The organism is Kitasatospora sp. NPDC023176 (genome assembly GCF_055560495.1).
Genome location: NZ_JBVHIP010000022.1, coordinates 150,309 through 159,821 on the forward strand (window position 1 = coordinate 150,309; position 9,513 = coordinate 159,821).

12 protein-coding genes are annotated in these 9,513 nt (G+C 71.1%); 7 read left to right on the forward strand and 5 right to left on the reverse strand.

The window, feature by feature from the left end:
• Positions 1–216: 216 nt before the first annotated feature.
• Positions 217–1,818: a multicopper oxidase family protein gene (locus ACZ3YL_RS27090; RefSeq protein ID WP_465660157.1), complete on the forward strand. Its 1,602-nt coding sequence runs from the start codon at positions 217–219 to the stop codon at positions 1,816–1,818.
• Positions 1,819–1,860: 42 nt separating this feature from the next.
• Here the strand turns inward: ACZ3YL_RS27090 and ACZ3YL_RS27095 are convergent, their stop codons facing one another.
• From ACZ3YL_RS27095 to ACZ3YL_RS27105, 3 genes are read right to left on the reverse strand one after another with little or no spacing between them, the layout of a single operon-like run.
• Complete coding sequence (locus ACZ3YL_RS27095) at positions 1,861–2,733, reverse strand: haloalkane dehalogenase (RefSeq protein ID WP_465660158.1); 873 nt, start codon at positions 2,731–2,733, stop codon at positions 1,861–1,863.
• A 34-nt stretch (positions 2,734–2,767) separates the two neighbouring features.
• Positions 2,768–3,172 (reverse strand): pyridoxamine 5'-phosphate oxidase family protein, encoded by a 405-nt coding sequence (locus tag ACZ3YL_RS27100; protein WP_465660159.1) that lies wholly within the window; start codon positions 3,170–3,172, stop codon positions 2,768–2,770.
• Complete coding sequence (locus ACZ3YL_RS27105) at positions 3,169–3,861, reverse strand: NAD(P)-dependent oxidoreductase (protein ID WP_465660160.1); 693 nt, start codon at positions 3,859–3,861, stop codon at positions 3,169–3,171. Before ACZ3YL_RS27105 ends, ACZ3YL_RS27100 begins: the two co-directional genes overlap by 4 nt.
• A gap of 77 nt (positions 3,862–3,938) precedes the next feature.
• Between ACZ3YL_RS27105 and ACZ3YL_RS27110 the strand changes: the two genes are divergently transcribed.
• The gene (locus ACZ3YL_RS27110; RefSeq protein WP_465660161.1) at positions 3,939–4,565 is read left to right on the forward strand and encodes a TetR/AcrR family transcriptional regulator; all 627 of its coding nucleotides are present in this window, start codon (positions 3,939–3,941) and stop codon (positions 4,563–4,565) included.
• Between the two features lie 108 nt (positions 4,566–4,673).
• The gene (locus ACZ3YL_RS27115; RefSeq protein WP_465660162.1) at positions 4,674–5,303 is read left to right on the forward strand and encodes a hypothetical protein; all 630 of its coding nucleotides are present in this window, start codon (positions 4,674–4,676) and stop codon (positions 5,301–5,303) included.
• 160 nt (positions 5,304–5,463) lie between these two features.
• Here ACZ3YL_RS27115 and ACZ3YL_RS27120 read toward each other — a convergent pair whose 3' ends face one another.
• The gene (locus ACZ3YL_RS27120; RefSeq protein WP_188308585.1) at positions 5,464–5,736 is read right to left on the reverse strand and encodes a hypothetical protein; all 273 of its coding nucleotides are present in this window, start codon (positions 5,734–5,736) and stop codon (positions 5,464–5,466) included.
• Positions 5,737–5,956: 220 nt separating this feature from the next.
• Here ACZ3YL_RS27120 and ACZ3YL_RS27125 point away from each other — a divergent pair, with 220 nt between their 5' ends.
• From ACZ3YL_RS27125 to ACZ3YL_RS27140, 4 genes are read left to right on the forward strand one after another with little or no spacing between them, the layout of a single operon-like run.
• Positions 5,957–6,664 carry a hypothetical protein gene (locus ACZ3YL_RS27125; RefSeq protein WP_188308584.1) on the forward strand — a complete coding sequence of 236 codons (708 nt, stop codon included), beginning with the start codon at positions 5,957–5,959 and terminating at the stop codon, positions 6,662–6,664.
• A 27-nt stretch (positions 6,665–6,691) separates the two neighbouring features.
• Positions 6,692–6,823, forward strand: a complete 132-nt coding sequence (locus ACZ3YL_RS27130; RefSeq protein WP_465660163.1) for a hypothetical protein — start codon at positions 6,692–6,694, stop codon at positions 6,821–6,823.
• A gap of 58 nt (positions 6,824–6,881) precedes the next feature.
• Positions 6,882–7,304 carry a Mu transposase domain-containing protein gene (locus tag ACZ3YL_RS27135; RefSeq protein ID WP_465660164.1) on the forward strand — a complete coding sequence of 141 codons (423 nt, stop codon included), beginning with the start codon at positions 6,882–6,884 and terminating at the stop codon, positions 7,302–7,304.
• A gap of 9 nt (positions 7,305–7,313) precedes the next feature.
• The gene (locus ACZ3YL_RS27140) at positions 7,314–7,772 is read left to right on the forward strand and encodes a DUF4279 domain-containing protein (RefSeq protein WP_465660165.1); all 459 of its coding nucleotides are present in this window, start codon (positions 7,314–7,316) and stop codon (positions 7,770–7,772) included.
• A gap of 711 nt (positions 7,773–8,483) precedes the next feature.
• Here the strand turns inward: ACZ3YL_RS27140 and ACZ3YL_RS27145 are convergent.
• Positions 8,484–9,513: APC family permease (locus ACZ3YL_RS27145; RefSeq protein ID WP_465660166.1), on the reverse strand; the 1,030-nt coding region annotated here is incomplete at its 5' end.

A 9,513-nucleotide genomic window follows, 5' to 3' on the forward strand; every position in this document is an offset into this window, starting at 1 on the left:
AGGGGTGGGGTGGGGGGGGGGGGCGCGGGGGGGGGCGGGGGGGGGCGGGGGGGGGGGGGGGGGGGGGGTGCGGGCCCGCCGGGCTGGGGGGGGGGGGGGGGCGGCCCCCCCCCACGGCCGTGAATTGTTGAGGACTTGTCAAGAACCGGCGGAACGATCAGGCTGGTGCGTTCAGTCCCACCAACCCTCACGGACCACCCGAGCAACGGAGATCTGATGTCCCGCGACATCGAGGCTCCGGTCGACCCCGACCGGCAGCAGTTACGCCGTACCCGGCGGATCATCCACGCGATGACCGCCGTGGCCGTCCTCATCTCGGCCGCCCTCGGCGCCGAGGCGATGGCCGCCCCGCCGCCCGCCGTCCCACCACCGCCCTCGACGGCCGACCAGGAGCAGGGCATGCGGGCAGGCATGCCGTTCCAGGACCCGCCCGTCGCGGACGCGGGCAGCGCCGCCGACCCGAACGTGACCATCACCCTGGACGCCACCCGGAGCAGGTTCGACATCTCCGGGCGGGAGGCCTACGGAGACGGCTACACCGGCTCGTTCGTCGCCCCCACCCTCCACGTGAACCCGGGCACGACCGTCACCGTCCAGCTGGTCAACCACCTCCCGGTGGCCACCAACCTGCACTTCCACGGGCTGCACGTCTCACCCGAAGGGCAGTCCGACGACCCCTTCCTGTGCGTGGCGCCCGGCGCCGACACCACCTACCGGCTGGCGATCCCCGCCGACCACCCCCAGGGCACCTTCTGGTACCACAGCCACGCCATGGGCCCCACGTGCCCGGCACCGGGAGCCCCGGACATGGCGGGGATGTCCGGCATGGCCGGCGACGTGGAGAACCAGATCTTCGCCGGCCTGTCCGGCGCCCTGGTCGTCGGCGACGACCGCAGCCTGCTCCCGGCCGCCCTGCGCCACGTCACCGCGCACACCCTGGTGCTCAAGGACGTCCAACTCGACCCGACCGGGCACATCCTGCAGAACACCGACACCACGTCGATCGACTCGGGCAAGCCGACCGTGCGCCTGGTCAACGGCCGGCTGCGGCCGGTGCTGTCGATGCGGCCGAACGAGACCCAGCTGTGGCGCCTCGCCAACGCCGGGGCCGACATCTTCTACCAACTCCGACTCGACGGAAACCACTTCACCGTCGTCGGGGAGGACGGCGCCCCGGTCGCCCGGGTGGCCACCGCCGACACCCTGCTGCTGCCCCCTGGCAAGCGGTACGACGTCCTGGTCACCGCCGGCGCCCACCCCGCCAAGGCCGTCCTGCGCACCACCGCCTACAGCAACGGCCCCCAGGGCGACGCCTATCCGGACACCGAACTGGCCACGATCAAGATCGCCGGCGACCGGCTGCGCCGCCTGCCCGAGGTCACCGGCGCCGTCCCGACCGCCCCCGCCGACCTCGCCGCCGCCCCCGTCACCCGGCAGCGCACCGTCGACCTCTCCGAGAGCGCCGACGGCAACACCTTCTACATCAACGGCCGGCAGTTCGCGGCGGGCGAATCCGCCTTCACCACCCCGGCGAAGCTCGGCACCGTCGAGGAGTGGACCATCCTCAACCACTCCGGCGAGGACCACCCCTTCCACCTCCACACCACCGCCTTCCAGGTCCTCTCCGTCAACGGCACCCCGCAGCCCTACACCCACCGCCAGGACACCGTCCCGATACCCCACGCCGTCGACGGCACCCCCGGCGCCGTGGTGATCCGAATCGCCTTCGCCGACTACCCTGGCAAGTGGATGTTCCACTGCCACATCGCCGCCCACGAGGACCACGGCATGATGAGCTACCTCGACGTCGTCCCGTAGAAGGGTTCTGACCTGCGGAAACCCCGTCGTGGACGACGACGCCTATTGGCGTGCCAGCCTGTGGCGGTCGGCCCAGGCGTTGATCGACGCGGCCAGCTCCTTGGGGCGGTCCTCCGGGGAGTGGTGTCCGGCCGGGCCGTGGCGGGAGACCTCCAGACCCGCGATGTTCTCCTCGCACCAGGCCACGGCACCCTGGTCGGTCATCGCGCCCGGGCCCGGCTCGAACGCGGCGAGCAGTTTGGGGACTTCGGGGCTGGCGGCCAGCCAGGCGTCGTAGCGCTCGACGCGGGCCACGACATCGGCGGGTTCGCCGTCCAGCGGCAGCATGCGCGTCCACGCCAGCACCGGGCGACGGCTCCGCGGGGTCGGAAAGGGGCGACGGTAGACCTCCAGGTCGGCAGGGTCGAGCAGCGTGGCCAGCGTCTCCGGAAGCCCCTCGATGAACAGGGACTTCTCAAGGATCATCTCCTCGCCCACCCCGGGGGTGCGCAGGAGGGTGAACAACTCCCGTCCTGCCGCCGGGAACTCGTCGCCAACCAGCGGCTTGATGATCGTCTCGGTGAAAGCGAGGCCGCGGACACGGTCCGGGAGACGGGTGGCTCGGTCGAAGGCGAGCGCGCCGCCCCAGTCGTGGCCGACGAGGACGGCCTCGGCAAGGTCCAAGGCGTCGAACCAGGCGTCGAGGTAGCGGGCGTGGTCGTCGAAGGTGTAGGCGATGTCCGGCTTGCCGGAGTCGCCCATGCCGATGAGGTCGGGGGCCAGGAGGCGGCGGCCGGGTGCGGCCACACCCGGCAGGACGTTCCGCCACAGGTGGGAGGAGGTGGGATTGCCGTGGAGGAAGACGAACGGCAGCCCGTCGGGGTCGCCGGACTCGCGGTAGTGGAGGGTGGAGTCAAGGACGGGGAGGGTGGGCATCGGGGGGTGTCACTTCGCTTTCGGTGCGGGGGATTCAGAGGTTGAGGCTCAGGACGCGGTCGACGGCGATCTCGACGACGACCAGGTCCGGCGGGGTCGGCGGGGCCGCGCGGTAACGGGCGGCGTAGCGGCGGATCGCCTCGGCCAGGCGCGCGGGATCGTCGGTGACGGCGGCCCGGCCTTCGAGGGTGACCCAGCGGAAGCCGTCCGCCTGACAGAGCGCGACACAGGCCGCCGGGCCGCCCTCCGCCACGTTTCGGGCCTTGCGGGCTCCCGCCCGGGTGGTCACCCGGGCCAGGCCGGTGGCCGCGTCGAAGGTGAAGCGGACCGGGGTGACGTGCGGGGTGCCGTCGGGGCGGACGGTGGTGAAGGTGGCCGTGTCGGGGAGAGCGAGGAACACCCGTGTGGCGGCGGGGAGTTCGAGGGTCGCCCGGGTCACTTCTTCTTCACGCCCTCGTGCCAGATCAGCTTGGCGATGTTCGGCTTCACGGCCGTGGTGATGACGCCCATGTGCGCACGGACGTACCTCCGTTCCTCCAGCTCGCGCAGCATGCTCGCGGCGAGGTCGGCACGGGCGGTGAAGACGCCGTCGGCGCTGGTCTCGGCGGTGTGGAAGTCCGTGACGACGGGGTGTTCGAAGAGGCCCGAGGGCCGGACGAGAGTCCAGTCGAGGTCCGTCCGGCGGATCAGGACCTCCATGCGGCGCATGTCTTCGTGGAGGGTGCGGCCGAGACGCCGGTTCACCAGCGGGTCGAGCACGTGGTTGAAGAAGTGCGCGCCGGTGGGACGCCAGTTCGGGTCGGCGATGCTGGAGCTGACGGCGAGCAGCCGGTGGATGCCGTGCCGGGTCATGGCCCCGGTGATGGCAGCGGCGCTCGCCGAGTATGTGGTGATGGCCTCCTTGCTGAAGCGCGCGCCCAACGCGGACAGGACGGCGTCCGTCCCGGCGATCGCGGCGTCGACGGCCGCCGGATCGGTGGCGTCGGCGATCGCCACAGTGAGACCTGGCCGCTCAACGAGGGAGCCGGCGCGGCGGGTTACGGCAACGACCTCGTGGCCGGCCGAGAGAGCCTGGTCGGTGAGGTGGCGGCCGGTCGGTCCGGCGGCGCCGAAGACTGCGATACGCATGGTGTCGGGTCATCCCTTCGGGTGGGTCCTGGAACGCCCTTGACTGTGCCGATCACGAAGCGCAAGGCTCAACGCCGATGAATAACTCCGCCCCCACCCCAGCCCGCACCCGAGGCCGCCCCCGCGGCAACCCGCCGACCCGCGAGTCGATCGTCTCCGCGGCCCGCGCGTTGTTCCTGGAACGCGGCTACCGGCGCACCACCTTGCGCGCGGTGGCCGAGGCTGCCGGGGTCGACCCGGCGCTGATCTCGTACCACTTCGGTTCGAAAAAGGGCCTGTTCGCGGACGTGATGCAGTTCCAGTGCGCCAACGCGCTGGCGGTGGACGAGGTCCTCGGCGGCGATCCGGCCACCCTCCCCGACCGCCTGATTGACGCGGTGACGGACCTGTGGGAAGACGCCGACTTCCGTCAACTCACCACCCAGGGCGACGAGGCTGCGGAAGTGCTTCGCGAATACCTGGAACACGAGCTGCTGGCCCGGCTTGTTGAATTCCTCGGAGGCCGGGACGCCACCGTCCGCGCCACGGCCGTGGTGACAATCCTCGGCGGCCTCATCTACACCCGCTACCTCAACCCCCTGCCCGCCCTCGCCAACCTCACCCCGTCCGAGACCCGTCACCTCCTCACCCCGGCGCTGCGCACGGCGTTGGCCCCGAGGCCGCGCACCGCGGCGACCACCAGAGCGGGCGGGCGGATCTCTTAGCGGTGGTGCCGCGCCGGGAGCCCGCGCGGTCGAGCCTCTGCCCATCTCCGCTGCCTCGGTCTTGCGGGTGTCTGTCTGCGATGACGGCAACACGCCACGGGAGGCTTGGTGGCTGCCGACAGGAACGCGAAGGGCACGCGGGCACAGCAGGCTGTGTTCGTCGGCCCGCATCAGTTGTTGCGACCATTGGGCGAGGGCGGGATGGGGGAGGTGTACCTGGTCTCGCTGGGCGGCGAGCTCATTGGCACCCGCTCCTCCCGGCTGACTCCGGCCGATCTGCGCCAGCTCGTCATGCGCGGCGCCCGCATCGGCGGTGCCGAACCCGGCCTACCCTCCGCTGCCCAGGCCGGGCCGCGGCAGGTCATCGAGGTGGACCGGACCGTCAACCGGGACGGAGACATCCAGCTCGCCGGACAGCGGATCCTGCTGGCCGCCCACTTAGCGGGCCAGCAGATCACCCTGCGCTTCGAAGGCCGAGTCCTCCACGTGATCGCGGGCGGCTACCTCGTGAAGACCCTGGCCTGCCCGATCGAGGAAGGTCAAGCGATCCGCCATCGTCGGCGCCCGCGTGGCTGCGGCCCAGCTGCCCCCACCGCCACCCGGGCCGCAGCAAGCGGTCAGGAAGGTTCCGAAGGACGGTGTCACCATGGTCGCCAACCAGTGTCTACGTGTCGGGGCCTCCCACGCCGGCAAGACCGTCACCATCGTCATCGAGGACACTGCCTTCCGCGTCCTTGACGGAGACGTCGAACTGTCGGTTCACCCCCGCAGGACCACCGGTCCGGTCTCGCGCTTCCGTCCCATGCCCGAGCAACGGACCGGCGGTCACTGAGCTCGGTCAGGCGCGCATCGAAGATCGACCGTGACCCATTCATGAAGAGCAGGCAAGACCTACGGCTCAAGCCTCCTCGACCAGTCCGCAGGCGGAGGGGAACGCCTCCAAGAACTCGCGCCGATCGGGATCGGTCTCGGCTTCGGCCAGATTCCCGATCACCGACAGGAGCCGGTCGAGTTGCTCGGGCGACAGGCCCTTGAGCACCGAGGCGGCGCTCTCCAGCACCCTCACCGCAGAGTCGGAATCCACCTCGTCCTCATCACAGCTGTCAAGGAACCAGAGGTTGTCAACGAGGAGTCCGGCAAGGACAGGAACCAGAGGATCGATATCGGTCACCCGGAGAATCTAGCCTGAGCCGAGCCGGGTGTTTCCAGCACCACCTTGACCTCGGTGAGACCCGGACAACCATGTCCTGGGACCGTCAACGATGTCCCAGTGCCGAACTGTCCAAGATCACCTGGGACCTCACACAGCGGGGAGTCTGCCGTGTCAGCTGACACTCCCTCGGCTGAACAATGGCATTGACCAGGGTGGGCGGGACAGGGATCGTATGCCCATGACGGACAGCACCTGGCTCAACCGCGATCACCAGCTCATCCCCGGCACGGAGCTCTTTCGCAGCGAGCGCAGGTTCCACCTCCTGGCCTACACGGCGAGCCACGGCCAGCTCCTGATGCGGAGCGTCGGCCGACCCGACGAACCTGGCGAGCCCGAGACAACGATTGACGTGCTGTTCAAGCCCGCCGCCGTGGTGAAGATCAGTGCCGACTACCGCGGCTTGGCGATCAGATGCGCGACCGAGGCCGAGAGCGAGCAGGTCAAGGCCAACCACGCCGGCATGTCCTTCGGCCGGGACGATCACGTTTTCGTTCTGGAGAGCCAGGGCGAGTCCGGCTACGTGGTCGCCATGGCCGTCGGCTGGACGGAAGGAGTCCTCGGCCGAACGCGCCAAAGCTTCTTCAACGAGTTCGACCCCGACAGGCCGATCTGGCCCAGCCGGCCTCTCTCCGGGGTCGACGCCGGCCTCGACATCGCCTCGCCCCAGGAACTCATCGACGCACTGTCGACGGAAGAGAGCGCCACGCTCCGCCGCGAGCGTCACCGCCGCGTCTACGTCGTCATGACGCGGGTGATCCGCCCCGACGGGCCCGACGTCACCGGAGCGGGCGTCTTCCTGACCAAAGCCGACGCCGAGGACGCCCAAGCCGTGATCACCGCGAAGTCGATCGACTGCTGGATCGAGGAGCTCCCGATAGCGCTCTGACCGGGATCCGCTCAGGAACCCTCGAAAGTGCAGAGAAGGATCACCGCCTCGTGCGGGCAGGAGGCCTTCCTCGACGGCCACGAGAAGGGCGGCGGCGAGGGCCAGGCCGGCTGCTGGCGCCGCAACTACCTCACCCGTCCCTCGCCTCGACTCCCTTGATGAGCTCAACGACGCCTTCGCCGCGTCCGAACAGGCCGAGGAGAACCGGCGGATCGGCATGCGGATCCGGACCATCGGCCAGGACGTCGCCCAGGCGGCCCCGCTCCTGCTGCCCCTCCCCGGCGACGCGTTCGAGACCGGGCTCGCCTTCACCCCGCGCGTCGACCGAAACGGCATGGTCGCTGTCCGGGTCTGCTGCTACTCGGTCCCGGCCCGCTGCATCGGCCGCACCGTTCACGTCCTGCTCCGCTCGAACGAGGTCGTCGTCTTCCATCGTCGCACCGAGATCGCCCGCCACTCGCGCCTGACCACGAAGGGCGCCGAGCGTGTGGTGCTGGAGCACTTCCTGGAAGTCCCGCCGGCCAAGCCGGGAGCCCTGGCCGGCTCCGAGGCACTCGACCAGGACCGCCGCGCGGGCACCTTCACCCCCCGCTCACGAGGCGTTCTGATCCGTCAGGCGGCCGTGCGGCTGCGTCGGTAGTCTCGGCGGGTGTCGTTGACTCAGTACGTCTACTTTGCGATCTCCAGCGTGGGCACCACTGCCGACGAGATCACCCAGCTGCTTGGCGTGGAACCGGACGAAGTCACGGTGCGGGGGAGTCTGACCGCCTCACCTCACACCATCCCGTTCTGTCACTGCTGGAAGCTAGTCTGCCGCGAGCCCGGCCTGCCGGTCGATGAGCAGATCGACCAGCTCCTCGGCAGGCTCCGGCCCCGCATGGAGGTGCTGACCAACCTGACGACCCGTCTCGCAGCCGAGGAGGGTCCTGGGGGCGCGATTCTGCAGGTCCACCGCTACTTCAACCGGCATGACGGGCGGCCCTCCGGCTCGCCGGACGACACGAGCCTCTACGGCTGGCGCCTGGACGGCGCGGTGGTGGACTTCCTCGCCGCAACCGGCGCAGAACTGGATGTCGGCGAATACGACATGACGCCCGGCGACGACTGACACCCATGCGGGCCGGGTCAGGACTGCCGATCTCGAAGGTCGGTTGGGAGCCGACGTGCTCCACCAGGTGGTGGTTCCTGACCTCGGCGCGGTGCGCGGCCGCCTCCTGGACTGCCGACTGCCGAGTACTCGCCCGTGACACCGGGTACTGCCCGCACGGTGATCCGACCGCACCGAGTGCGACTCCCGCCAGGGACAGAACCGCCGGCCCCGAACTCCCCCAGGATCCCGTGCCTGCAGCCTCCCAGCAGCGCCCTGCCTCCACCCAGAGGCCCCGAGGTCCGGCCACGCTTCCGACTCCAGGCGGATCTTGCAGCCAGTAGTGACGGGACAGCCCTTGGACTCCAGCCGGCCTTCCCCAGCCTCGGCCGCGAGGCCGTCGTCCGGCTGCTTCCGTCGGCACCGCGGTCGCACCCGAACTGCCGCACCGGCCACGCCCGTTCGAACCGGTCATCATGTGTGTGATGGAGATGCTCGACAAGGCCACCTTCGCCCAGGTGCCGCTGGAGGAGACCGGTGACCCGGCACTGCCCGTACGCGTCTCGGCCGACGCCGGCGACCTCTGCCGCGTCGGCACGTCTCCGCGGGGGCTCACTCCCTGCCTCTGTCCACCCCACCCCCGGAAGCCGGTCCGACCGGTCGTGGGGGGAGGGCCGATCGGCCCTCCCCGGGGGAGGGAACCGGGTCGGACCGGTGCCGTGCCTCGGGACGTCAGGCGCGGTGGGTGAGGCTCGCGCGCACGCCGTAGGCGGCGGCGCCGAGGGCGAGCACCGCGGCGCCCCACAGCACCGAGGCCCAGGGGAGGGCGAAGGCCAGCACCACGCACCCGGCCAGCCCGAGCGCCGGAACCACCCGCGGCGGGCGGCCCTCGGCGGGGGTGAGGGTCCAGGCGGAGGCGTTGGCGACGGCGTAGTAGGCGAGCACTCCGAAGGAGGAGAAGCCGATCGCGCCGCGCAGGTCCGCGACGGAGGCCAGGACGGCGACGACGGCGCCGACGGTGAGTTCGGCGCGGTGCGGGACGGCGAAGCGGGGGTGGACGGCGGCGAGCCGGTGGGGCAGGTGCCGGTCGCGGGCCATCGCCAGGACGGTGCGCGAGACGCCGAGGATCAGCGCGAGCAGGGAGCCGAGGGCCGCCACCGCGGCGCCGACGCGCACCACCGGGGCCAGGCCGGGCACCCCGGCGGCCCGGACCGCCTCCGTCAGCGGCGCGGTGGTGTGGGCCAGCCGCTCGGGGCCGAGGACGGCCAGGACGGCGAGCGCGACCACGGCGTAGACCACCAGGGTGATGCCCAGCGCGAGCGGGATGGCGCGGGGGATGGTCCGGCGCGGGTCGCGGACCTCCTCACCGAGGGTGGCGATGCGCGCGTACCCGGCGAACGCGAAGAACAGGAACCCCGCCGCCTGGAGCACCCCGTGGAAGCCGGCGTCCGCTCCGACGGCCCAGCGGCCGGTGTCGGCGCCGGAGCCGCTGAGGCAGGCGGTGACGACGGCGGCGAGCACGGACAGGACGACGGCGACGATCACCCGCGTCAGCCAGGCGGCCTTCTGCACGCCGACGTAGTTCACCGCCGTCAGGGCCACCACCGCCGCGACCGCCACCGCGTGCGCCTGAGCAGGCCACAGGTACGACCCGACGGTGAGCGCCATCGCTGCGCAGGACGCGGTCTTGCCGACCACGAACCCCCACCCGGCCAGGTAGCCCCAGAAGTCCCCGAGCCGTTCGCGCCCGTACACGTACGTC

Bases quoted from the DNA above. Each gene is read 5' to 3' on its own strand.
- ACZ3YL_RS27090 (WP_465660157.1), top strand. From the start codon at position 217: ATGTCCCGCGACATCGAGGCTCCGGTCGACCCCGACCGGCAGCAGTTA.
- ACZ3YL_RS27095 (WP_465660158.1), bottom strand. From the start codon at position 2,733: ATGCCCACCCTCCCCGTCCTTGACTCCACCCTCCACTACCGCGAGTCC.
- ACZ3YL_RS27105 (WP_465660160.1), bottom strand. From the start codon at position 3,861: ATGCGTATCGCAGTCTTCGGCGCCGCCGGACCGACCGGCCGCCACCTC.
- ACZ3YL_RS27110 (WP_465660161.1), top strand. From the start codon at position 3,939: ATGAATAACTCCGCCCCCACCCCAGCCCGCACCCGAGGCCGCCCCCGC.
- ACZ3YL_RS27125 (WP_188308584.1), top strand. From the start codon at position 5,957: ATGACGGACAGCACCTGGCTCAACCGCGATCACCAGCTCATCCCCGGC.
- ACZ3YL_RS27135 (WP_465660164.1), top strand. From the start codon at position 6,882: ATGCGGATCCGGACCATCGGCCAGGACGTCGCCCAGGCGGCCCCGCTC.